General features: G+C 31.0%; 26 protein-coding genes. 10 read left to right on the top strand and 16 right to left on the bottom strand.

Features of this window, described 5'->3' with window-relative positions; genetic code table 11:
• The first annotated feature begins 325 nt into the window (after nucleotides 1-325).
• Complete coding sequence (locus Q0616_RS04910) at nucleotides 326-2,233, top strand: AMP-binding protein (protein WP_298775516.1); 1,908 nt, start codon at nucleotides 326-328, stop codon at nucleotides 2,231-2,233.
• A gap of 73 nt (nucleotides 2,234-2,306) precedes the next feature.
• Here Q0616_RS04910 and Q0616_RS04905 read toward each other — a convergent pair whose 3' ends face one another.
• The 4 genes from Q0616_RS04905 to recG all read right to left on the bottom strand — a co-directional run bounded on the left by Q0616_RS04905 (nucleotide 2,307) and on the right by recG (nucleotide 7,112).
• The gene (locus Q0616_RS04905; RefSeq protein ID WP_260543221.1) at nucleotides 2,307-2,825 is read right to left on the bottom strand and encodes an ankyrin repeat domain-containing protein; all 519 of its coding nucleotides are present in this window, start codon (nucleotides 2,823-2,825) and stop codon (nucleotides 2,307-2,309) included.
• 60 nt (nucleotides 2,826-2,885) lie between these two features.
• On the bottom strand, nucleotides 2,886-4,409 hold the full coding sequence (locus tag Q0616_RS04900; protein WP_260543223.1) for a catalase: 1,524 nt from the start codon (nucleotides 4,407-4,409) through the stop codon (nucleotides 2,886-2,888).
• Between the two features lie 251 nt (nucleotides 4,410-4,660).
• Nucleotides 4,661-4,825: a hypothetical protein gene (locus Q0616_RS04895; RefSeq protein ID WP_188319997.1), complete on the bottom strand. Its 165-nt coding sequence runs from the start codon at nucleotides 4,823-4,825 to the stop codon at nucleotides 4,661-4,663.
• A gap of 181 nt (nucleotides 4,826-5,006) precedes the next feature.
• Nucleotides 5,007-7,112 carry an ATP-dependent DNA helicase RecG gene (recG, locus tag Q0616_RS04890; RefSeq protein ID WP_298775513.1) on the bottom strand — a complete coding sequence of 702 codons (2,106 nt, stop codon included), beginning with the start codon at nucleotides 7,110-7,112 and terminating at the stop codon, nucleotides 5,007-5,009.
• A 111-nt stretch (nucleotides 7,113-7,223) separates the two neighbouring features.
• Here recG and Q0616_RS04885 point away from each other — a divergent pair, with 111 nt between their 5' ends.
• Entirely contained in the window at nucleotides 7,224-7,817 is a 594-nt protein-coding gene (locus tag Q0616_RS04885; RefSeq protein ID WP_286496763.1) for a thioredoxin family protein, read from the top strand.
• A gap of 68 nt (nucleotides 7,818-7,885) precedes the next feature.
• Nucleotides 7,886-8,446: a TlpA disulfide reductase family protein gene (locus tag Q0616_RS04880; RefSeq protein ID WP_171622049.1), complete on the top strand. Its 561-nt coding sequence runs from the start codon at nucleotides 7,886-7,888 to the stop codon at nucleotides 8,444-8,446.
• A gap of 71 nt (nucleotides 8,447-8,517) precedes the next feature.
• Here Q0616_RS04880 and Q0616_RS04875 read toward each other — a convergent pair whose 3' ends face one another.
• The gene (locus Q0616_RS04875; RefSeq protein WP_286496764.1) at nucleotides 8,518-9,069 is read right to left on the bottom strand and encodes a DUF1697 domain-containing protein; all 552 of its coding nucleotides are present in this window, start codon (nucleotides 9,067-9,069) and stop codon (nucleotides 8,518-8,520) included.
• A gap of 137 nt (nucleotides 9,070-9,206) precedes the next feature.
• Between Q0616_RS04875 and Q0616_RS04870 the strand changes: the two genes are divergently transcribed.
• Complete coding sequence (locus tag Q0616_RS04870) at nucleotides 9,207-9,779, top strand: TMEM175 family protein (protein ID WP_171622047.1); 573 nt, start codon at nucleotides 9,207-9,209, stop codon at nucleotides 9,777-9,779.
• A 45-nt stretch (nucleotides 9,780-9,824) separates the two neighbouring features.
• Here the strand turns inward: Q0616_RS04870 and Q0616_RS04865 are convergent, their stop codons facing one another.
• The 3 genes from Q0616_RS04865 to Q0616_RS04855 form a co-directional block, all read right to left on the bottom strand.
• A complete protein-coding gene (locus Q0616_RS04865; protein WP_188319994.1) occupies nucleotides 9,825-10,295 on the bottom strand; it encodes a hypothetical protein in 471 nt (156 codons plus the stop codon).
• Complete coding sequence (locus Q0616_RS04860) at nucleotides 10,295-10,855, bottom strand: hypothetical protein (RefSeq protein WP_171622045.1); 561 nt, start codon at nucleotides 10,853-10,855, stop codon at nucleotides 10,295-10,297. The genes Q0616_RS04865 and Q0616_RS04860 overlap by 1 nt, the downstream gene beginning before the upstream one ends.
• A gap of 158 nt (nucleotides 10,856-11,013) precedes the next feature.
• Nucleotides 11,014-11,235 (bottom strand): hypothetical protein, encoded by a 222-nt coding sequence (locus tag Q0616_RS04855; protein ID WP_188320204.1) that lies wholly within the window; start codon nucleotides 11,233-11,235, stop codon nucleotides 11,014-11,016.
• Between the two features lie 148 nt (nucleotides 11,236-11,383).
• On the opposite strand from Q0616_RS04855, the gene Q0616_RS04850 reads away from it, so the two are divergent.
• A complete protein-coding gene (locus Q0616_RS04850) occupies nucleotides 11,384-12,706 on the top strand; it encodes a solute carrier family 23 protein (RefSeq protein WP_225539446.1) in 1,323 nt (440 codons plus the stop codon).
• Nucleotides 12,707-12,766: 60 nt separating this feature from the next.
• Here Q0616_RS04850 and Q0616_RS04845 read toward each other — a convergent pair whose 3' ends face one another.
• Complete coding sequence (locus Q0616_RS04845; RefSeq protein WP_188319992.1) at nucleotides 12,767-13,816, bottom strand: 2Fe-2S iron-sulfur cluster-binding protein; 1,050 nt, start codon at nucleotides 13,814-13,816, stop codon at nucleotides 12,767-12,769.
• Between the two features lie 100 nt (nucleotides 13,817-13,916).
• On the opposite strand from Q0616_RS04845, the gene Q0616_RS04840 reads away from it, so the two are divergent.
• Entirely contained in the window at nucleotides 13,917-14,282 is a 366-nt protein-coding gene (locus Q0616_RS04840; RefSeq protein ID WP_171622041.1) for a methylglyoxal synthase, read from the top strand.
• A gap of 59 nt (nucleotides 14,283-14,341) precedes the next feature.
• Here Q0616_RS04840 and Q0616_RS04835 read toward each other — a convergent pair whose 3' ends face one another.
• The 3 genes from Q0616_RS04835 to Q0616_RS04825 form a co-directional block, all read right to left on the bottom strand.
• Nucleotides 14,342-14,644, bottom strand: a complete 303-nt coding sequence (locus Q0616_RS04835) for a hypothetical protein (RefSeq protein WP_171622040.1) — start codon at nucleotides 14,642-14,644, stop codon at nucleotides 14,342-14,344.
• Nucleotides 14,645-14,866: 222 nt separating this feature from the next.
• Nucleotides 14,867-15,523: an NAD(P)-dependent oxidoreductase gene (locus Q0616_RS04830; protein WP_260543242.1), complete on the bottom strand. Its 657-nt coding sequence runs from the start codon at nucleotides 15,521-15,523 to the stop codon at nucleotides 14,867-14,869.
• Between the two features lie 67 nt (nucleotides 15,524-15,590).
• A complete protein-coding gene (locus Q0616_RS04825) occupies nucleotides 15,591-15,998 on the bottom strand; it encodes an Rrf2 family transcriptional regulator (RefSeq protein ID WP_171622038.1) in 408 nt (135 codons plus the stop codon).
• A gap of 108 nt (nucleotides 15,999-16,106) precedes the next feature.
• Here Q0616_RS04825 and Q0616_RS04820 point away from each other — a divergent pair, with 108 nt between their 5' ends.
• The 4 genes from Q0616_RS04820 to Q0616_RS04805 all read left to right on the top strand — a co-directional run bounded on the left by Q0616_RS04820 (nucleotide 16,107) and on the right by Q0616_RS04805 (nucleotide 18,815).
• Complete coding sequence (locus tag Q0616_RS04820) at nucleotides 16,107-16,682, top strand: Crp/Fnr family transcriptional regulator (RefSeq protein ID WP_260543243.1); 576 nt, start codon at nucleotides 16,107-16,109, stop codon at nucleotides 16,680-16,682.
• Nucleotides 16,675-17,274, top strand: coding sequence for a hypothetical protein (locus tag Q0616_RS04815; protein WP_260543244.1), 600 nt, complete (start codon nucleotides 16,675-16,677; stop codon nucleotides 17,272-17,274). The genes Q0616_RS04820 and Q0616_RS04815 overlap by 8 nt, the downstream gene beginning before the upstream one ends.
• A gap of 69 nt (nucleotides 17,275-17,343) precedes the next feature.
• On the top strand, nucleotides 17,344-18,099 hold the full coding sequence (locus Q0616_RS04810; RefSeq protein ID WP_284583727.1) for a DUF4241 domain-containing protein: 756 nt from the start codon (nucleotides 17,344-17,346) through the stop codon (nucleotides 18,097-18,099).
• A gap of 104 nt (nucleotides 18,100-18,203) precedes the next feature.
• The gene (locus Q0616_RS04805) at nucleotides 18,204-18,815 is read left to right on the top strand and encodes a hypothetical protein (protein ID WP_284583728.1); all 612 of its coding nucleotides are present in this window, start codon (nucleotides 18,204-18,206) and stop codon (nucleotides 18,813-18,815) included.
• A 52-nt stretch (nucleotides 18,816-18,867) separates the two neighbouring features.
• On the opposite strand, the gene Q0616_RS04800 is transcribed toward Q0616_RS04805, so the two are convergent.
• The 4 genes from Q0616_RS04800 to Q0616_RS04785 form a co-directional block, all read right to left on the bottom strand.
• Nucleotides 18,868-20,940: a cytochrome c biogenesis protein CcdA gene (locus Q0616_RS04800; RefSeq protein WP_298775502.1), complete on the bottom strand. Its 2,073-nt coding sequence runs from the start codon at nucleotides 20,938-20,940 to the stop codon at nucleotides 18,868-18,870.
• A complete protein-coding gene (gene tilS, locus Q0616_RS04795; RefSeq protein ID WP_260543251.1) occupies nucleotides 20,934-22,241 on the bottom strand; it encodes a tRNA lysidine(34) synthetase TilS in 1,308 nt (435 codons plus the stop codon). The genes Q0616_RS04800 and tilS overlap by 7 nt, the downstream gene beginning before the upstream one ends.
• A gap of 111 nt (nucleotides 22,242-22,352) precedes the next feature.
• On the bottom strand, nucleotides 22,353-22,760 hold the full coding sequence (locus Q0616_RS04790) for an Rrf2 family transcriptional regulator (protein WP_225541888.1): 408 nt from the start codon (nucleotides 22,758-22,760) through the stop codon (nucleotides 22,353-22,355).
• A gap of 77 nt (nucleotides 22,761-22,837) precedes the next feature.
• Nucleotides 22,838-24,247, bottom strand: coding sequence for an aldehyde dehydrogenase family protein (locus Q0616_RS04785; protein WP_298775497.1), 1,410 nt, complete (start codon nucleotides 24,245-24,247; stop codon nucleotides 22,838-22,840).
• Between the last annotated feature and the right edge of the window lie 92 nt (nucleotides 24,248-24,339).

The raw sequence follows: 24,339 nt of genomic DNA, 5'->3' as shown, positions 1-24,339 counted from the left end.
AGTTAGTCAAACCTTTATTTATCCGCTTTTATTCAAATAAATATACGATATTTTCTATTTATACATCTGTTATTTTGTTTATTTAAATTGTAAATTTAAGAAAATAACATTGAATTGATTTTTAATGTGTATTTGACACACTATCAATTTGATAAGAATTAACGATTTTTAACTGATGTTTTTAACATTTACTCATTCAAACGTCTTAAAATTTATTAAAAATACAAATATTTTCTATGTCTTAAAATAATTAATCAAATAACAATTTATCAAATAAAAACAATTCGTAATTTACCGCAACAAATAAAACACAACACACACACAAATGGATTACAAAACTTTATACTCAAAAAGTATTGAAGAACCCGAACTCTTTTGGAAAAAGGAAGCTTACAAATTGGCTTGGTCAACTTACCCTGAAGAAATTTTAAGAAAAAATGAAAATGGCTATTATTCATGGTTTCTAGATGGAAAAATCAACATGAGCCGTTTGGCTTTAGAGGAAAATATTAAAGCTGGTCGTGGCGAACAAAATGCGTTAATATATGATTCACCCGTAACTGGAGTTAAACAGAAAATAACATACAACGAATTATTAGATAAAGTTAGTCGTTTTGCAGGTGGATTAACTTCATTAGGACTAACGAAAGGCGATACAGCCATTATTTATATGCCGATGATACCTGAAGCTATTGTAGCTATGTTGGCATGTTCAAGAATTGGTGTAATACATTCGGTGGTATTCGGAGGTTTTGCTGCTCCAGAATTAGCGATTAGAATTGATGACGCTCAACCAGATGTCATTATTTCATCTTCTTATGGTGTAGAAGTTAACCGTCAAATCAATTACAAACCTTTAATTGATGAAGCTATTAATTTAACGATATATAAACCAAAAGATATTATCATTTTCGAACGTCCAAATCACAGCGACGATTTATCTGCAGCTAATGTACATACATACGATGAAATGTATAAACACGAACCTGTAGAACCAATAGAAGTTCCGAGTACACATCCATTATATATTCTGTATACATCTGGTACAACTTCAACTCCTAAAGGTGTTGTTCGTGATACAGGTGGCTACGCAACCGCTCTAAATTCAACCATGAAATATTTTTATGATTTAGAACCTGGTGACACGATTCTTACAGCAAGTGATATCGGATGGGTTGTTGGACATTCTTATATTGTATATGCTCCTTTGATTTATGGCGTAACAACTGTTATATATGAAGGTAAACCTATCAAAACTCCAGATGCTGGTGCGTTTTGGCGAATGGTTGAAGAATACAAAATAAAAAATGTATTTACTGCTCCAACAGCAATTCGTGCAATACGAAAAGAGGATCCAGAAGGAAAATTATTTCAACAATATGATACAACGAGTTTAAAACGTCTGTTTTTAGCTGGAGAACGATGCGATACTTCTACATATTATTGGTTAAAAGAAATTTCGAAACGTCCCGTTATTGATCATTGGTGGCAAACAGAAAGTGGATGGCCAATGTTAGGTATATGTGCAGGATTACAAGAAATAATGCCAGAACCTGGCGCTGCAGGACTTCCTGTTTTTGGATACAACATCAAAATCGTAAACGAGGAAGGAATCGAAAATGATGTAAATGAAGAAGGGCCTATTGTAATCAAACTTCCACTTCCTCCTGGATGTATGGCAAGTTTATGGCGAAACGAACACCGATTTATTAAAGGATATTTTCAACAATTTCCTGATCATTATCTAACAGGAGATGGTGGTTACAAAGACGAAAATGGATTTGTCTTTATCACTGGTCGAACAGATGATATTATAAATGTTGCAGGACACAGATTAAGCACAGCTACAATGGAAGAATTAGTTTCTTCTCATCCTGATGTAACGGAATGTGCTGTTGTTGGAATAAAAGATGAATTGAAAGGTCAAGTTCCAATCGGATTTATTGTTACAAAAGAAAACGCAACAAAAACTGAAGAAGAAATTGAAAAAGATTTAATTGCTTTGTTACGTAAAGAAATTGGAGGAATAGCATGCTATAAAACAACGATTAAAGTTGATCGCTTACCAAAAACTCGAAGTGGTAAGATTTTGCGTAAAACTTTAACTCAAATTGCAGATGGAACACCATTTACAATTCCTTCTACAATAGAAGACGCGTCTGTTTTAGACGAGTTAATACATGAATTCACAAGAAGAAGTATCGGCGCAGCCTTTACTTCTACAAATTCATAATTTTTTTTCCATTCACTATTCAAAAAGCAGTGATCTCTGGATTACTGCTTTTTTTATGAATTAAACTTATTGATTACATTGTTGTTAACAATTCGATCATTTCTTTATTTTCTTGCAATAACGCATGATCTTTTGCTGTCCTTCCATTAAAGTCTTTAATATTAAGATCTGCACCTTTTTCAATCAACTTTTTAGCAATATCATTTCTACCAAACGTAACTGCAAAAATTAATGAAGTAGCTCCATTAAAATTAACTTGGTTTACATCTGCTTGGTGAGCTAATAAAACATCTACCATTTCTTGATAACCTTTAAACGCAGCTCCCATCAAGGCATTGTTACCCGATTTATCCTGAGCATTTGGATTCGCTCCATTTTTTAACAAGGACAAAACCGCTTCCTTGTTGTCATTATAAACCGCTAAAATCAAAGGAGTAAAACCTCTATCATTAGCCTGATTAACATCTGCACCTTTTGTAATTAATTGTTCGATTAATGCAATATCATTCTCTCTTGACGCAGTATATAAATCTTGTGCAATTACTGTGTAAGTTGTTAGAAAAAAGACGAATGCTAAGAATAATCTTTTCATATATTTTATTTTTCAGAAAGTCATGGAGTCAAAACCAATCGACTCCAATCCATTAATTTATTATTTTGGTAAGTATTGTTTTACATCATTTATAGAAGTATTGGTTGCTTTCATTAAACGTGTACCATATTCATTATTTGCTTGATAAAAATGGGCAATCATTTTGTGAACGATAACTTTATTTTTCACTGTATTTAATGCTCCTGATAAATTTTTAATTAAATTTTCTTGATCCTTCTTAGAAAAAGATTGATACAAATCACCTGCTTGTGCAAAGTTATTTTCTTTATCAATCACATGCTGAGTAGTTGTCGTTCCTGCAGGAAAAACTGATTTTGAATAATTGAATTTTGCGTTATCTACCACTTCAGGAACATTTGTCGATGGTTGATAATTTACATCACCTTTTTGTTCACGTAATGACATATAACCATCTTGGTTGTATGTTTTGACTTGAGTTTTTGCTGCATTTACAGGGATTTGTTGAAAATTCCCTGTTAAACGGTGACGCTGTGTATCTGTGTAAGAAAATAATCGACCTTGTAACAATTTATCTTCCGATGCTTCGATACCTGGTACTAATGTAGCAGGCGCAAAAGCAGCTTGCTCTACTTGTTGAAAATAATTTGTCGGATTCTCTTTCAACGTCATTGTTCCAACTTTAATTAATTTAGCTATAGATTCTGGCCAGACTTTTGTGACATCAACAGGATTGAAATCTAAACGTTCAAAATCTTCTCTTTTTAACATTTGAACATATAAATCCCATTTTGGAAAATTTCCTTTCTCAATTTCTTGATGCAGATCCAACGTTGCATGTTCAATAGCTGTAGATTGAATTTCGTTCGCTTCTTGCTGTGTTAAGTTCTTCACTTCTTGTTGAGGCTTCCATTTGTATTTTACATACGTCACTTCACCTTTATTATTTACCCATTTGTAAGCATGCACACCGTTCCCTTCCATCTGACGGTAATTCGCAGGTATTCCGTAATCAGAAAATAACCAGGTTAACATATGTGTCGATTCTGGAAGATTAGAAAAGAAATCAAATACGCGATTAGGGTCAGAAGCACCGTTTGTTAATGGAGAAGGTTTGAAAGCGTGTACCATATCTGGAAATTTAATCGCATCACGAATAAAGAAAACTGGTAAATTATTTCCAACTAAATCGTAGTTACCTTGCTCCGTATAAAATTTCACTGCAAAACCACGTGGATCACGGTAGGTTTCTGGTGAACCTTGTTGATGAGTTACCGTTGAAAAACGTACAAATAATGGTGTTTTTTTTCCTGCTTGTGATAAGAAATCTGCCATAGTAACCTCAGAAAAATCTTGTTCTGCTACAAATTCACCAAAAGCTCCAGCTCCTCTCGCATGAACAACACGTTCTGGAATACGCTCTCGGTCAAAAGCTGCTAATTTTTCAATGAGATGAATATCTTCTAATAAAACTTGCCCGTTATTGCCTAATGTTTTAGAGTTTTGATTATCTCCAACAGGAGCCCCTGTATTTGTAGTTAATTGTTGTGAAAATGCAACAGTAGATAGAAAAGCTAATCCTAGTACGAAACTTCTTTTGATCATAATTATAGTTTTAATCTTTATTTATTATTTTAAGACACCACAAAACTATAACCAGTCAAACTATAAATCAAATCTATAAAATCTATTAGATATAATTAATTTTTATAATAATTAAGCCTCAACAAATTAGTCAACTCAAATCGTAGATATATTATTTTACAATAGATTAATAAATTAATACTATACCAGAACTGTTGATTTATAAAATTCATAAAAAAAACCGCTATACAGCGGTTTACCTATTATATGGATTAATATTTTCTGAAACGTTGAAACGAAACTGTTGGTTTTATTTTTATTGATTCATTAGCGATCAAAATCATCACATTCAAATGTTGATTAAACTTCCATAATGAGTTTCCTTCAACCTCTACCCCTTGCGGAGTTCTAATAAGTTCTAAATTTGTGTACATCATAATCTGTGTGTGTTTTTGGTTGACGCTAATATTATGTTAAAAAATAATTATTTTGTTAATTCATTTTAACATGCTTAATAAAATTAAAAGTTTCCTATTATACGCGATATTTATAAATTCATTTTTAAAACATCACATATTATACCAAAAAAATTTTTACCTATTTATTTAATGTTAAATTTTAAGAAATTTGACTCCAACCTACTTTATCTTTATGATTTTCGATAAAATATTTTTTTGTATTTTGATAAATTGGTGATGACAAAGTTGCGTCTTGATTTAAGATAATTTCAACACATTTTCTTGCTGCATACAACACTTCTTTATCTTTTGACAAATCAGCAATTTTAAGATTTAGAACACCACTTTGTTGCGTTCCCATCATATCGCCTGGACCTCGTAGTTCCAAATCTACTTCTGCTACCTGAAACCCATCATTGGTTTGACACATCGTTTGAATGCGACGTTTTGAAACGTCATTCAGTTTTCCTCCTGTCATCAAAATACAATAGGATTGCTCTGCACCTCGCCCTACACGTCCACGAAGTTGATGCAGTTGAGAAAGTCCAAATCGTTCAGAATTTTCGATAATCATTACCGAAGCATTAGGCACATTAACACCCACCTCTATCACAGTTGTTGCAACTAATATTTGTGTTTCATGATTTTTGAAACGATTCATTTCAAATTCTTTATCAGCAGGCTTTTGCCTTCCATGTACTATACTAATTCCATATTCTGGTAAAGGAAAAGCACGCGAAATACTTTCGTAACCATCCATCAAATCTTTTAACTCTAATTTTGCAGACTCTTCAATTAACGGATAAACAACATATATTTGACGACCTTTGGCAATTTCATCTTTTATAAATTTAAAAACACTTAACCGATGCGCATCTGTTTTATGAAGAGTCTTTATTGGCTTTCTACCTTTTGGTAACTCATCGATCACAGAAACATCTAAATCGCCATACATTGTCATAGATAATGTCCGAGGAATTGGCGTTGCTGTCATCACTAGAATGTGAGGTGGAAGTTTAGCTTTACGCCAAAATTTAGCACGTTGAGCCACACCAAAACGATGTTGCTCATCAATAATCGCTAATCCTAAATTCTGAAAAATAACGTTATCTTCTAATAAGGCATGTGTTCCGATAATGATTTTTAGATTTCCATTTTCTAAATTCTCAAGAATTGGTTGACGCCTTTTTTTCGTGACCGAACCTGTTAACAATTCAACAGAAACATCTAAGCCGTTCAATAATTCTGTAATACTTTCATAATGTTGTTGTGCCAAAATTTCGGTTGGCGCAATTAAAGCAGCTTGATAGCCATTATCTACTGCGATCAACATCGTTAACAATGCAACCATTGTTTTTCCTGAACCTACATCTCCTTGCAATAAACGATTCATTTGTGCAGGTTGACGAAGATCAGAGCGAATTTCTTTAACCACTCTTTTTTGAGCATTTGTCAGTTCAAAAGGTAAATATTCGTTGTAAAACCTATTGAAATAATGACCAATTTCTGGAAAAGGATTACTTCTATTCTTTTGTTTATTAACTGCTTTTTGAAAAAGATTAGCTAAATTTAAAAAGAAAAATTCTTCAAATTTTAAACGTCGAATAGCAGCATTTAATTCTGTTAAATCCTTTGGAAAATGAATCGCTTTTAAGGCTTCATTTCGTCCAACTAATTTATAATGATCAATTACATTTTGAGGTAAATTTTCAGGAATATCGATTTTTTCAGCAAAAAGGTTCATCATCATTTTCTGAAGAACTCGATTTGTAATTCCTTTTTTCGTTAATTTTTCTGTGCTTGGATAAATAGGAAATAAACCAAGTGGAATATTCTTAGCATCTTCAACTAATTCTATCTCAGGATGCGTAATACTAAGATTGTTATTGAATAAATTTGGTTTCCCATAAAGCACAACTTCTTTGAAAAGATCATTTTTTAGTTTCTCTTTTTGCCAAGATGAAACCTTGAACCAAACCAATTCCAACGTTCCTGTTCCATCCTGAAACTTCCCAACTAAACGCTTTACTTTACCTTGATTTATTTCTTCTAACTGAACAATTTTGCCTTTTAATTGAATTTCGGCAGCTGTAGATGAAATTTCAGAAATTTTATAAAATTTCGATTTATCAACATAACGAAAAGGAAAATGTTGTATCAAATCTTCGTATCTAAAAATTCTGAATTCACTTTGCAGTGTTTTAGCACGCTCAGGACCAGCTCCCTTCAAATATTCTATGGTTTTCTTTAATGGATTTTGATACATTTTTCTACTTTAGAAAGTCGCAATTTACCAAATTTTAACGACAAACTATGTCATCTATGTTACAAAATAAGCTCGTAAAATTACTTTATATTTGTATAAAATAATAAACAAATGAAATTAGAAGAATACATCAACAAGGGTTTAACGTACGAAGATTATATCACACGTGTAGAAGATGAGTTAGAAAATGAAATCGAAAACGATGATCCGAAAGAATATGTGCAATATTATGCGTTGGGATTACAACGTATGAATAGAGTTTATAAAACGTTTAAATTAAATCCTGCTCAAGAAACACGTATAAAATCGACTGCAAATAATTTTAAATTATTAATTATTACAGAGGGATGGTGTGGTGATGCTTCTCAAATTTTACCAGTTGTAGAGCGATTTGCAAATGCCTTAAACGTTTCTACACATTATATTTTCAGAGATGAGAATATGGATTTAATGGAAAAATACAAAACAAATGGAGCTGCTTCTATTCCAATTATTATTGGTGTAAATGAGGATAATGAAGAAGCTTTTCGTTTTGGCCCTCGTCCAAAAGCTGGAATGGAAATGTTAGCTCGTTTTAAAAATAATCCTGATAAATATTCGGCAGATGAGTTTCACGAAGACTTACAACATTTCTACAATAAAAATAAAGGAGAAGATATTGTAAATGAAATTTTAGATTTAATCGACGAAAATATCGCGAATTAATCAGGTTTTTCAATTTGTTCAACTTGTTAATTGTTTGCATCTTTGTGTAAGATTTTTTTTAAAAAAATATGAAAGGAAATAAACAAATTATTTTTGCTATCGTTGTAGTAGTTGCTTTAGTTGCTATAATGTTTACACCGGTTGGTACATTTTTTAAAAATAAAATGGAAGATAATAGCCACATTGCTGGTGCTGATGTAGAATTATCAGAAAGTGATTATGATATTGATTTGATTGGATATAATGGAGCAACAAATACTAACTTGCTTGATTTCAAAAAAAGTGGGGAAGTCGTTTTTCTAAACTTTTGGGGAAGTTGGTGCCCTCCTTGTGTTGCAGAAATGCCAACTATTCAGAAATTATATGAGGCAAAAGGACAAAAAGTTAAATTTGTACTGGTTACAATTCAAGATAAACCGAAAGTTTTTAATCCATTTTTGGAAAAAAATAATTATACAATGCCCGTTTATGAGCCAAATAGTCCAATATCAAATAATATGTTACCGAAAGTTTTTCCAACTACTTACATCTTAAATAAAAAAGGAGAAGTTGTATTAAAAGAAACAAAAACAAGAGATTGGAACGATAAAGAAATTAATGATCTGTTAGATCAATTAGTTGCAGAATAATTTCATTCTAAAAACATATAAAGCGTCATTAATTTAATTATTAATGACGTTTTTTTATTGTCATTCTTTTTCTAATTTTCTCTCATCGAAGCAAGTTGTAATAAAGAAGTTGCGGTATTATAATTTCTTGTTGTTGCGCTTACTTGTAGTAAATTTTCGAAAAAATTATTGGTCAATTTTGTTTTTCCATATCCAAATGGACAGTACAAATAAACCACTTCATTCTTGATTTCGTATTGTTCATCTTCGGCTTTTATATGTTCAATTTTCTCCTTATCAAATTCTGCTGGTTGATTTCCCAAAAAAGTATAATATAAAAACTCTTTATCGAGTGTAGAATCGTGAAGAAAAGGATTTTCCTCTATGATACGTTTTAATTTATCTATGGTAAGAATTAAGACTGGAACTTCAAAAGCAAGTGATTCAGCAATTTTATCATGAATTAAATCTGCTATTTCTTTGAGATTGGTCAAGTTTGAAGAAAAAACCGCATTACCACTTTGAACATAAGTTGTCACATTCACAAAAGATAAAGCTTCTAAAAGCTTCGTTAAAACATCCATTTTGATGATTTTTTTTCCGCTAACGTTGATTCCTCTTAGAATCACAATAAATGTATTCATAACCTACTTTGTTGACACTAAATTAGTTCATTTAGAATTAAATATAAACCTAAATTTTAGAATTACAACAACAAAAAAATAAATTAAACATGTTATTTTATGATTAACAATTAATATATTAGATTAAATTAAAAAGTATGACAACCAATCGATTAGAAGCCTTTAGTGATGGCGTTCTTGCTATCATTATTACCATTATGGTATTGGATTTAAAAGTTCCTATTGGTGATGATTTAATGAGTTTAAAACCATATTTACCTAAATTTTTAAACTATTTATTTAGTTTCATTTATGTCGGAATCTATTGGAATAATCATCACCATCTTTTTCAAGCAATCGAGAAAGTGAATGGTGGAATTCTTTGGAGTAATTTACACTTACTTTTTTGGCTCTCTTTATTACCTGTTTCAACGGGTTGGATGGGCGAAAACTTTCATTCAAGATTTCCAGTTATATTTTATGGTTTTGTATTATTAATGAGTAGCCTTGCCTTTATGCTCATCGAAAAAACAGCTATAAAACAAGAAGGAAAAGAATCTATTATTGGTAAATCGGTAAGTCAAAATCTAAAAGAAAAAGGATCAAGTATTGGCTATATTTTAGGTATTGTTTTAGCTTTTATTCAACCAGAATTTGGAATAGTTGTGTACGGTATTATTGCTTTAATTTGGTTAATCCCAGACAGAAGAATAGAAAAATCAATGAAATAATTATAAACATATATTATTAATTATAAAGCAATTAAATGAACTATATTAAACTTTTAATTTAATTACTTTTTTACGTTTTCTCTTCTTAAACATAACACGTAACAAGCGATAACCATAGGTTACTTTTTTGTTTTTTGTGATGATAGGAAAAGCCATTGTACACATCAACGCAATACACGCTGTTGTGCCTAATGCACCTCCATAACCATTAAAAATTTGACTCGTGTAATGCAATAAAATAGCAAATAACATGGGCGAAAAAATCAACGAAAAATAACTGATATTAATTGTCGAAGAAACCATTCCGATGAACGTTCCACCAATTACGTAAAGAGGTATATTGTCCGTGTAAAATTGAGGCAAAATGGTTGGAAAAAAGTAGAAAAAACCACCAATAATCATCGCTATCACCGCAGATGAACGAACTGGACCTTGCTTAAAACGAATGTTTAATTCAAAAGTTGTCAACGATGCAATAATGGAACACATCATTAATATTAAAAATTCAATAATCATTAGCCTAAGATTAATTTAAACAATAACATACTCAATAAAACGCCAATAAAAGCTAAAGTACCAAGTTTTCCACCTACACCAACAAATAATGATTTTGTGGCAAAAAATAACAACGCAGTAAAAATTCCTGCTGTAATAATCATCCAATAAACATATTCAACATCCAAGGAAGTCATTCCAATAAAAGCTCCACAATAAATAGGTCCTGCAACTTGTTTTAAATAATCAGAACGTGGATTTAGCTTCGTTAAAAAGGAACCTAAAGTACCAATAATTCCCGCAGAAAAAACTGCACCTAAGCCTAATTTATTATTCATTAAATAGGTAATTATTGCAGCGATTGGGATCCATAAAACCAATGTTTTTCGATCAAAGGAATATTCGTGATGATGCAAAGGAAATTTGCGGTAAACAATCAGCAAAAGCAGACAAATTGCAACAATAATATACGGTACAAGATCATGTTCTATACGCTCGTTTATAATCGAGAATAGAAATAAAAACTGAATAATAAAAATAATCAGAATGGTAACGAATTTTATGATGCGTTTACTGTTCATTTCAAATTTTGAAGCTGCAAAGTTAATGACTCATTATGAAAAAAATAGAATAATTTTATTAATTATTTTGTATTAAAAAATCCCAAATCATTCGTAAATGATTGGGATTACATTGACTTAAATTATCACAAAAAATAAGTCGTTCTACCTAAAAACCTTTATTCTTTAATTAATTCTGCATTAAAACCAACTTCTTCGATTGTATCAATAATTTCTTCTTCAGTTATTTGTACACCTTTAACTGTTAAAATTTTATCAGGATTATTCGTGTCAACCTCCCAAGATTCTAAATCTTGTAATTGATCTAAGTAAGGCTTTACTTTATTTAGACAACCGTTGCAATTTATATTTGTTTTGAATTTTAATTCTTTTGTCTTCATCATTCATTGATTTACACTCACAAATTTCGAACTAAATTGCGGCATACCATTTATATTATTAGGTGAAATAGTTATATGATTTCACAACTAATTAATCGTTTTGAACTACTTTTGCACTCAAACAAAAACAATTTCAATTTCTTTTAAAATGAGTCAACAAAATGACCAAAAAATTGTCTTAGCGATCGACGAAAAACCGAAGTTAGGACAAGGAATATTATTGAGTATACAACATCTTTTTGCAATGTTCGGAGCTACAGTATTAGTTCCTGCCTTAACAGGAATGTCGCCTGCAATTGCATTAATTTCGAGCGGAATAGGAACATTGGTTTTCATCCTTATAACAAGAGGAAAAGTTCCTTCTTATTTGGGTTCTTCATTCGCGTTTATCAATCCAATTATAGCAATGAAAGCGTTAGAAGCAAATCCTGAAAGTGGTATTGCAGTAGGTAGCTTTTTAGTCGGAAGTTTTTTAGTCGGAGTTACTTATTCCATTGTCTCGCTTATCATCGCAACAGCAGGTACAAAGTGGCTGATGAAACTTTTACCACCAATTGTCGTAGGTCCAGTTATTATGGTTATTGGTCTGGGATTGGCTTCAACAGCGATTAAAATGGTGACAAATAATCCTACTGGAGAATATGATTTAACATATGTTACCATTGGTTTTGTTACATTGATTATTACGGTGATCACCGCAATTTTTAGTAGAGGATTTTTAAGTGTTATCCCTATTTTAGTTGGGATTATTGGTGGATATCTTTTTGCTATTGCAATGGGAGTAGTTAATTTAGAACCTGTTTTACAAGCGAAATGGTTTATGGTTCCAGATTTTACTATTCCATTTATCAATTATACTCCTACACTATCTTGGTATGTTATTTTCCTGATGATTCCCGTTGCAATTGTACCTATTGCTGAACACATTGGACATCAATTAGTCTTAAGTAAAGTAGTTAACAAAGATTTGATTGATGATCCTGGTTTAGACAAATCGATGTTAGGAGATGGAGTTGCGACGATGATTGCTGCGTGTTTGGGCGGACCTCCTAATACAACATATGGTGAAAACATTGGCGTTTTGGCTATAACAAGAGCATTTAGTATTTATGTATTTGTTGGCGCTGCCTGTTTTGCTATTTTATTTGGATTTTGCGGAAAAATTTCAGCTCTATTAAGCACAATTCCAACACCTGTAATGGGTGGAGTTTCCATTTTATTATTCGGAATTATCGCTTCGAGTGGTTTGAGAATGTTGATTGAAAATAAAGTAGATTTCAAGGTTAAACGAAACTTAATCATATCTTCTGTTATTCTAATCATTGGAATTGGAGGAGCAGCAATTCATATTGGAGATTTATTTTCGTTAGAAGGAATGGCTTTGGCGTCTATCATTGGTGTTGCATTAAATTTAATCCTTCCAGGAAGAGAGATTATAACATTCAAAGAAATGTTTGATGAAGAAGATTAATCAAATCATAAAAAAAATGGCGAACATTACTGTTTCGCCATTTTTTTATTAATCTTATTTCTAAACATCATCAAAATCAATTGATAAAGTAGCCGATTTTGGTCGAGAAATACACGCTAATGTTATTCCTTCTTCGTAATCAGAATCCGTTAATACATAGTTGTCTCCAATATGCACTTCGCCTTCTGTCACCTTACACATACAAGAAGAACAAACACCTCCTTTACAAGAATAAGGTGCGTCAATACCAGCATCTAACATGGTATCAACCAAATTTTTTCCTCTATCCCAAGTCACTTCAGATGTTTCACCATCGAGTGTTACTGTAACTTGAACCGTTTGAGGACCTTCATCGTGTTTAGTAAAAATATCTTCTGTTTTAACAGATGGATTAAACATTTCAAAATGAATATGTTTTTCGATAATTCCCGCTTCGTTTATTTTCTTAGCTAAAGTCAAAATCATTTCCTCAGGTCCACAAACCATTGCTTCATCAACTTCATTGATATCGATGATTTGATTCAAGATTAAATCAAATTTTTTCTCATCAATTCGTCCGTTGTAAATGAAATTTTCTTGTTCTTGTCTTGTGAAAAAATGATGAATAAAAACGTTGTTTGGATACTTTTGTTTCAATTCCGTCAAACGCTCTTTGAACATAATCGAATTTTCGTCTCTATTCACATAAAAAATGTGGAAGTTCACCCACTCCTCTGTTTGCAACGTAAACTCTAACATACTCATAATTGGTGTAATTCCACTACCTGCAGTAAAAGCCAATAATGTACGTTTTTCGTTGGGTTTTGTAGGAATTGTAAAGCGACCACTTGGTGTCGAAACTTCTAATTGATCTCCAACTTTTAAATCATTGAAAAGATAATTCGAAACTTTTCCGTTTGGTTGAGATTTTACCCCTATACTCCATTTTTTATCATTTGGAGAAGCACATAAAGAGTAATCTCTTCGTTCTCCGTTTATGTTTAGTGTGATATATTGTCCAGGTAAAAAGTTGTATTGATCTTGCAATTCATCAGGAACATCAAATGTAATTTGAACCGAATCTGCTGTTAATTTTACAATTTCTTTTACCGTTAATAAATTAAATTTCATAGTCGTTTTACTATTTATAATTCTCAAAACAACTCAATATTTAAGATTGTTCTGCTAAATTTGTACAAAAGTAAGATTTTAGATTAAATAGAAAAAATATATGGAAATAGCATTGATCGCTCATGACGGTAAAAAAGCCGAAATGGTAAATTTTTTAATGAAACATAAAGAAGCGTTAAATAAAAACAACATAGCTTTTATAGCAACTGGAACAACAGGTAAATACGCTGAACAAACGGGATTGAAAGTGACACGCTATCTTTCTGGACCTTTAGGTGGTGATGCACAGATTGCAGCTCGTGTTGTAGAAGGAAAAACAAATATGGTTTTCTTTTTTAGAGATCCAATGGGAAAACATCCTCACGAACCAGACGTTAATATGTTATTGAGGTTGTGTGATGTACACAATATTCCTTTAGCTACAAACCCTGCTACTGCCGAAATGTTATTGGATCATTTAAAATAAAATATTTTTAATCAGTAATAATTAGAAAATAATAAAAGGAACTAAAAATTTAGTTCCTTTTATATGACATTTTTGAAGTAAATATTTTCTGGATTCTGCGGATCGATCAAAATATCAACATCTTTTCCTTTTTTTAATCGTTCGTTCGCATTTACATCACCAAAATATTCGAACTCTGTATAATAAATTTTTTCTGTGTTAGGATGTGTGTAAAAAACTTCTACAACATAATCTGGTAAATGATTTTCGCCTAATAAGCTTCTTTTAATTTCTATAATATGAGCTTTAACTTTTAAACCTTTTTTTAATAATCTTGTGCGATTTAGATAATCGAACAAAAAATTAAATCCTAAGTACCCCATTAACAAACTACATAATAAAAATATTATTCCAAGTAGTAGGTTAAAAAATATTTCAAGATTTAAGAAAGAGCATAAAAGAACGAAACCTACACTTAAGAGTAAACATCCTATTGCTATTGACAATTTCATTATTCTTGCATTTGATTTGTATTTTTCACAAATCGTACCAAAAAAAATCTTTTTGTCCTAAAAATTTGATATTATTTATCATTTACCACACCCTTAGTAGGCTGCAGTAAATCTTTCTTTAATGTACTTCGCATTTTCTATTTCATCTGCAATGACAACCGCCACATCTTCTACAGACAAAACACTACGCCCTTCTTCATTAAAAACAGGCACATCTTTTCCAACTCTATATTTTCCTTTTCGCTCTCCTGATGTTCCCTGATGCATTTCTGGTGCTGGAGAAAACATCGTCCAATCCAATTCATTATCTTGTTTTAGGATATTGTAATAATCTCTTGCAGCCAAAGCTCCTTGCTTGATTTCTTCTGGAAAACCAGGAGCGTCTACAATTTGTACTTCTTTTTCGTCATTCACATATAAACTTCCTGCACCACCAATCACTATCAACCGTTTTACGCCTGCTAACTTCGTTGCCTCTTCAATTGCTTTTGCTCCTTTTATATAATCTTCATAAATAGATGGATTTGACCACCCAGCATTAAATGCACTTACAACTACATCCGCCCCTTTCAGGTCTGTAGACAAAGCTTGTACATCATTTACGTCTAAGGCAACTTTTGCTACATTTTTGCTATCCAAAACTTTATCTGTATTTCTTGCAAATGCTTTAATAGATTGATTTCTATCCACTAACTCTTCTACAATGTGTGAGCCTACAAAACCTGTTGCTCCAATTACTGCTACTTTCATTTTTTATAATTTGTTTGATTAATTATATATTGTAATTAATATTGTTACAATTAAATTCAAAAAAAATTTACTGAAAATCATCAGAAAACTCTTTTAATGTTTTATGATTTAATGTTTTTATTAAGTCAGATTCCGCTTTATTAAATAAAACTTCAAGATTTGCGTTCATTTGTTTTCCAATTGGACATTCAGGATTTGTTTGATTCATTTTTCCGAAAATATTTTCGTGATTTACAATTTTATAAACATCTCCAAGTAAAATATCGGCTGCATTTTTCGTTAAAAAAATTCCACCTTCTTTCCCTTTCTTCGAATTGATATAACCTGCTTCTTTCAAAAACCTAATTTCACGACGTACAACAACTGGATTTACATTGATACTTCCTGCAATAAAATCAGAAGTAATTAATTGCCCCTGAAATTTTTCGGCCAAGACTAAAATATGTATAGCTGTTGCGAATCTTAAATTATTCATTTTAATGATTTAATACTTCAAAAGTAATCTTTTATTTTAAATGTAACAAATTTTGATACATTATTATTGATTAAATTCTGCTAAATTTGTAAACATACTGCTATATGTATGGAAAATTATAAAAAACATTTATCAACAATCATTGATTTAACCGAAGAACAATGGTCAAAAATAGAAAATGAATTGGTTGTAAAAGAATACAAAAAAAATGAGTTTATTTTAGAGCCAGGTGTATATTCTGAAGACTATTATTTTGTTGAATCGGGTGTTATTCGTTCTTACACAATTGATGATAATGGGAAAGAACATCTACTACAATTTGGAACAGAAAATTGGATTGTAAGCGATCGAAACAGCGCTTTCTGTAAACAAAAATCTAAGTTTTACATTCAAGCAATTGAAGACTCGACAGTGATATTGTTAAATGAAAAATTGAATGAACTAATTATTAGTTTGAACCCAAATTATTTAGCTGCACAAAACAAATTGATTCAGAATCATGTACGTAGTTTACAAGACCGCATCAATTTATTACTTGGTGCTTCAGCAAAAACGCGCTATTTAGAGTTTATGCGTTTATACCCCAACCAACTTTCTCGCATCCCCCAATGGATGATTGCCTCTTATTTAGGAATCACGCCCGAGAGTTTAAGTAGAGTTCGTAAAGAAATTGCACATGGATAATTATAGTTTTGAAATTTTTGTACCCGAAAAACCGAAAAAAAACAACAAGCAAATTGTAAAATTGATTCTATCTTTTCTTGTTGTTACGGTAATCAGCTTTGTTTTTTTAGAATTGAAAGTTTTTAAAAATCAAACGTATTATTACATTTTTATTGGACTTTTGGCAACAGTTGTGGCCTATTGGAATGGTTATTTCAAAAAACCATCAACAGAATTAAAAGGTAATTTTGATGGAAAACTTACTTTCTCAAAAGATGGAATTTCAGTAAAAGATCAATTTTTTGCTGTTAAGGATTTATTTTCCATTGTAATTGATAATGATGATTATAAAGGAAAAGCAGTAAAATCATTTGGTGAATTTGAAACCCCAGAAGGTTCGCACGGAATTAGTAATTTGATAACATTAAAAACCAAAGACAAACAATTCATTGAAGTTTATTTCAAACAAAATTCGTTATCAGAATTTTCGAAAATAGAGCCTTTTTTAATCAATTATTACAAAAATAATCTACTTTCCGAAGAAGATTTAATTTCGATTATGCATTTAGAATATGACATCGATAAAAACGAATTGAAAAAGAAATTGAGATAATTAAATCAACCTCTATTCTCTCGCTATCATTATTTATTGTAATTTTGTACCACTTTAAAATAAAAAAATATGCAACCAACAGCAGAATGGTTAAAAACTTGGGAATCTAAAAGAGAATTTACTTTGGCTCCTAACGACTTAGAAAAATATTTTACCGATAAAGAAATTGGTGGAGTTGAGATTGACCAAATTGATTTGGGAGAAGTGTCTTTGCCTTCAGGAAAGATTTTTGTGAATGATCCTTTGGGAGAATATTTATCAATGGATAAAGATCCTTATTTCCTTGAAACACCAAAAGGTAATTTTCCTGTCACTGCAAGCATTGTAAAATTTGAAGACGATGGTGATGTTGAAAACTTAATTGGTTGTGTAAAAGTTGCTTTTACAGACGAAAAACCTGTTCGTTATGAAGAAGCAATGAAAGGAATCGAGTTGATTGAAGAATTACAAGAAGGAGAATACTTTGGTTTCTCAATCGAAAGTGGTTTAGCGACTATTGTTGATGCAGAAGCAAAAGATTCTTTTGTAAAATTTATCGATGAGTTCGAAAGTAAAGGTGATGCTAATTTATACGATGATTATTTTAACGCATTATTCGTAGAAAATGCTAAAAATAATCCTAAATATCAATCAGAAGAAGGAGATTGGATCAATTGGACAATTCCAACAACAGAATTTAAATCACCAATTTTTCAGGCTGGTTTCGGAGAAGGAATCTATCCTGCTTATTTTGGATACAATGGAAAAGGAGAAATTGTTGCATTTTACATCCAATTCATCGATGCTGAATTAGAAGATTCAGAAGATGATGACGAATGGTTGTAATAGATTTTTCGATCAAATAATATTTAAAATCCTTCAAGAAATTGAGGGATTTTTTTTATTTAAAAATATGTATCTTAAACTATTATATCTCATATTTAAACTGAATGAAAAAACTCCTATTTTTCAATTTACTTATTATAGGAACAATAAGTTGTTCTAAGAAAGTTGATTATCAAAAAACAATTCAAGCAATTGAAGCTAATGAAAATTTATTTGACATGAATTATGAATTAAGAGGAAAAACATATGTATTCAATAATCAAACAACTTATTATTTTTATCTTAATACTGATACAATTGAATATATAAGAGTTCTTAAATCAAAAATTCTGGATGATTATAAAAGTTTTATTAAAAATTACGAGCATTTTCCTGCAAAAGTTAATTTCTATAAATACAATAATTCTTATTCAATCAAAGTTCAATACATAGAAAATAATGTCGTACAAACAGATAGTTTACCGATAAACAATAATCCGATGTTGTCTAAATTATTTATTGATTCAAAAAAGAAATACAACTTTTATAATAACAATCAAATAGTTGGTTATTATTTTAATCAGAAACTTAAAACAAAAACATATAGTTTGCGCAACTATAATAAACTATTTTACACTAAAAATACAGAGAATAAAAATACTTACGATTTTAAAAATGAATATAAAATCTCTCAAAAATTGAAAGATAATTGGTATTTATTGGAACAAATTGAGTAAAAACAAAAAACTCCCGCAAATGCGGGAGTTTTTATCTGTATATAAAAGATAATTATTTCGATTTATATTTTACAATACCATCTTGTAACCATTTCAAGTAAACTTCTATATCAAGCTCTGCTTCTAATGGTTTAGAATAACGATTCAAATCTTTGTCAACCACAATATAGTATGGTTGTGCATTGGCATTAAAATGTTCAATCTCGAAAGCTGTCCATTTATTACCAACTGTTTTTAAAGTTCTATTATTTAAATGTTTTGAAAAAACTTGTTCATTTTCGGGTAAAGGAGTTTGCTCATCAACGTATAACGAAACTAAAACAAAATCTTCAGTCAACATCTTTTTCACACGCTCATCGCTCCAAACACGTTCTTCAACTTTACGACAATTTGCACAAGCATGTCCCGTAAAATCTAACAAAATTGGTTTGTTAACTTTTGTTGCGTATGCAGCTCCTTGTTCAAAATCTTTGAAAGCAGGAATTCCATGAGGTCCAGCAACCATATTTGGATCATCAAATTTAGCAGTCGCTTGTCCACCTCCTACACCTTCGTGGAAACCACGTGGCGATTCAGAATAGGTCATTGGTGGCGTTAATCCACTTAACAATTTTAATGGACCTCCCCATAAACCTGGAATCATATAAATTGCAAAAGTTATCGATAATAATGCAAACAACATTCTTGGCACGCCAATCGTTTGCACAGGCGAATCTAATTCTAATCTAAATTTACCTAATAAATATAAACCTAAGAAGATAAAAATTGCAATCCAAAATGCTAAGAAAATTTCTCTTGGTAACCAATTCATTTGCCATACCAAATCTGCGTTTGATAAGAATTTTAAAGCAAAGGCTAATTCAATAAACCCTAACGATACTTTGATTGTATTTAACCATCCTCCAGATTTTGGCATCGAATTTAACCATCCTGGGAACATTGCAAATAATGTAAATGGAATGGCTAAAGCCAAAGAGAACCCAAGCATTCCTACAATTAATGAATAATAATTTCCTCCTTGCGTTGCTTGTACTAATAATGATCCAATAATTGGTCCTGTACAAGAGAATGAAACCAATGCTAAAGTAAACGCCATAAAGAAAATTCCGATTAATCCTCCTTTATCAGCTCCTTTATCAGCTGCATTTACCCATTTACTTGGTAATGTCAATTCGAAAGCTCCGAAAAATGAAATAGCAAACACAATGAAAATAACAAAGAAAGCTAAGTTTACCCATGGATTTGTTGACATTTCATTTAGTACCGATGGGCCAAAAATTACTGTTGCTAATAATCCTAATGCAACATAAATAACAATAATGGATAAACCATAAATAAATGCTTTTCCAACCCCTTCACCTTTCGATTTACTTTGTTTCGTAAACATACTTACAGTTAAAGGAATCATTGGGAAAATACAAGGCATTAACAAAGCTGCTAAACCTCCTAAAAATCCTAATGAAAAGATTTTTATTAATCCATTATCATGTTTTTCGTTATCTGCTAATAAAGACTCATCTACCTTTTTGATACTATCTTGAGTTGCAGGAACAGCTGCTACAGAATCAACTTCAATAGTGTCTTGTACAATTTCTTTTTCAACTACTGTATCTTTTATTTCAGCTACAGTTTCTTCTATTTTTAACTCCTCTTTTGTTTCTTCAACTTGTGCAGTTGGCGTTAATTTTACGCTACCACTTGTTTCATCTGGTGGCAAACAACGTTCGGCATCACACATCTGAAATTCGATTGTGTACGAAATATTTACAGGTTTATCACCTGTAACTTTTACTTTCTGAACAAATTTTACTTGGTTCTCAAAATACTTTTCATCTTGTTCAAAAATCTGGCTGTATTTATCGATACGTTTTCCTATTTCTCGTACTCCACCAACTAATTTTGCATTGGCAGCTGGTTTAAATGCTGCACTTGCTGGAATTCCTATTCCTCCATCAGGATGTTTTGATGAATAAAGGTGCCAACCTTTATCAATTTTTCCTGTTACCTCAATTTCAAACTCATTTTGTCCAACCTCCTTCACCGAACTCGACCATTTTGCAGGACTAAATAATTGTGCGTTGACTAAAATTGGAAACAAAAAAAGTATCCAAAGTTTCTTTAACATACTGTAATGTTTAAAAAGTTTTTACTTGTTTCTGTTGTTTTGAAACGTTCATCCAAACGATGGTTCACCACCCAAATAATTTGATCTTTTTGGTCACAAAGCAACCATACCTTCTCTTTTTCTAACTTAGAGAGTTTCAAATCTTTCATAAACTTACTCATCAGTTTTTTTTGTCCATTCATTCCGATTGGATAAAAGAAATCTCCCTCTTTCACTTTTCTTAGTTTAAGTGGAAACAAAATTGATGTAAAGTCTACTATTTCTGTAGCGTTTTCGTGTGGATTTATCGATTTCACGAACTTCAAATTTAACGAATTGATTTCAATTAAATCATCAAAAATTGTTATTTCGTCTTCATTTTCTTCTTCTATTGGTTGAAGCAACAAATTCTCTCGATTTTTAACCAATCGATAAGTTGTTGATTTTATTTCACTTCCCGTTTCCGCATCCAAAAATTTCAGAAGTTCTTTACTCGAATAAAAACCATATTTTTCGAATAAATAATACAAAAAAGTTTCTAAAGGTTGAAGTGATTTTAATGGATTAATTTCAATCTTTATTGGATTATCTCCTGAAAATAAATCAGTTCTGACTTCTTCTACTTTATTTTGTATAATTTGATAATTATCATTGATATGACTTAAACTTGCCAAAAAATTCTCATCAAACTGAGGATGAAGTTCTTTTAAAACAGGTGTAATATGATGACGAATTTTATTTCTGGTATATTCATCTGTCGCATTTGTGTAATCTTCTCGCCAACTAATTTCATTTGCTTCTGCATATACTAACAACTCATTTTTTGTAAAGTTTAAAAGCGGACGGAATATTTTTCCATTATCAGTTTGCATTCCAATCAAACCTTTCAAACCTGTTCCACGAGATAGATTAATCAAAAACGTTTCGATATTATCATCCAAATGATGCGCGGTAACCAAAATATCCAAATGATTTTGTTGCTGAACTTGCTCAAACCAATCATAACGCAAATTTCGGCAAGCCATTTCTACCGAATAATTACCTGTTTTTTGATAAGCTGCAACGTCAAAACGAACCGAATGAAAGGGAATATTCAATTTTCCACAATATTCTCTCACTAATGCCTCATCTTTATCTGCATCTACTCCACGCAATTGAAAATTACAATGAGCCACTTGAAAATTTGCAGAAGTTTGACGAAATAAATCCAACAAAATCATACTATCAACTCCCCCACTTACAGCTAATAGATAGCCATGTGTGTTAAAATCGTGTTGATTTAAAAGTAAGTTAAACTCTTGTTGAATGGATTTATTTTTCATGAAATACAAATGTTCGAAATTAGAAATTATTCCTGAAATAGTGTTACACTATTTTTCCTTGTTCTTATAAAATTTACCAATAAAAAAAACCTGAAAAATTTCAGGCAAAATTTATTTTAAACTTTCTAATGATTTATTTTCAAGGATTTCTAATGTCGAATCTCTTAATTCTACCATTACCTTATTCAAAGTGCAAACGCCTTCGTTGGGGCAATCGTCGCATTTTTCGTAATAATTTTTACTAACACAGGGTAAAAGCGCAATTGGACCTTCTAAAACACGAATCAAAGAGGCTAAACTAATATCCTTTGCTTCTTTTGCTAAATAATAGCCACCACCTTTTCCTTGTTTTGAATTGACAAATCCCATTTTTTTTAAATCCAATAAAATTGCTTCCAAGAATTTTTTAGGGATAACTTCCTTTTCAGAAATTTGCCCAATCAATACTGGCTTACTACTTTCTTGTCTGGCCAAATGAGCCATCGCTTTTAGTCCGTATTTTGTTTTTTTTGATAACAATTTTATATGATTTAATTACAAAAATAACGTTGATAGTTGTATAAAACAAATATAAGATTAAAACGGTTGAAATGATTTTAAAAATATTTCATCAAAAAATCAATTACCTTTTGGGTTGTAGAAGTATACGGATAATTAAGAAATTTGGATGGCGATAAAATACGATTTACGTGTAAGACTGGCTTCATGTGTGAAAAATCTTTAAACCCTTCATAACCAGTTGACGCACCAATTCCTGAATGATTAACTCCTCCAAATGGTAAATTCGGATGTAAAATATGAACTAAAGTTTCATTTATTACGACAGATCCTGAAGATGTTTGATTTTTAACTTCTTCAATAAAAACCAAGTTATTAGAAAATAAATATAAAGCTAAAGGCTTTTCTTTCAAATTAATATACTCAATTACTTCATTAATCTCTTTAAATGTATAGATAGGAAGTATTGGACCAAAAATTTCTTCATTTTCTATTAAAGCATCTTTCGGTATATCAATTAATAAAGTTGGTTTAATGTATAGTTCATCCTCTTTATATTCATTTCCAAACGGGCATTTCGCACCTTTTTCTAAAGCATCGGTGATCAAATTTTTTAATCGATTGTAATTTTGAAGATTTACTATTCGAGCCAAATCCTCTGATTGAGAAGGATTTTTTCCAAAAATATTTTCGACATGTGTAATAAAAGCATCTACAAATTGATCGCTGAACTCTTCTTTAATCACTATATAATCTGGCGCAATGCAAGTCTGTCCCAAATTGATCAATTTACCCCAAACAACTTTCTCTACCACTTCTTGCATCGGAATTGAACCATCAATAATCAAAGGCGATTTACCTCCTAATTCTAATGTCACAGAAGAAAGATGCTTAGCTCCTGCTTGCATTACAATTTTACCAACTTTCGGAGATCCTGTAAAATGAATATGGTCAAATTTTTTGGCTAATAAATAGGTGGTTTCATCAACTTGCCCTTCAATAACTGCAACATGATTTTGTTCAAAAACTTCGGATATAATTTTATCAAGTAGTTTAGAAACATTTGGACAAAATTCTGAAGGCTTCAATATGGCTGTGTTTCCAGCTGAAATACATGCTACAAGATGTAGTAAACATAACTGAAAAGGATAATTCCATGGCGAAATAATCAAACAATTACCTAAAGCTTCGGGCTGAATTTTTGCTTTCGAACCAAAAAAAAGAAGATTATTAGAAACAGATTTTATTTTCGACCAGCGATTCAACTTTTTTCGAAATAACCTAATTTCTGATAAAACAGGGAAAATTTCAGTTGAATCTGATTCAACTTTTGATTTTCTTAAATCAATAAACAATGCTTGCTCAATTTCAATTCGGTGATTAAGAATTGATTGTTCTAATTTTAGCAAAAATACTTTGCGTTGAGCAATAGTTAAATTTCGAATAGTTGATTTATTCTTGAATTGCAGTTCGTAAATCTTATCAATTTCCGTTTTAAAATCAGACATTTTAAACATTTTAGAAATGTTAATTTAATGATTTTTTTTGGAATTTAAGTTTATTTAAGTTCAACAAATAAGTGCAACTCAAATTAAATCAT

Source organism: uncultured Empedobacter sp., assembly GCF_937930195.1.
Classification (GTDB): Bacteria; Bacteroidota; Bacteroidia; order Flavobacteriales; family Weeksellaceae; genus Empedobacter; species Empedobacter stercoris.
The sequence above is the reverse complement of the archived record's forward strand: the minus strand, read 5'-3'. Positions and strand labels throughout refer to the sequence as shown.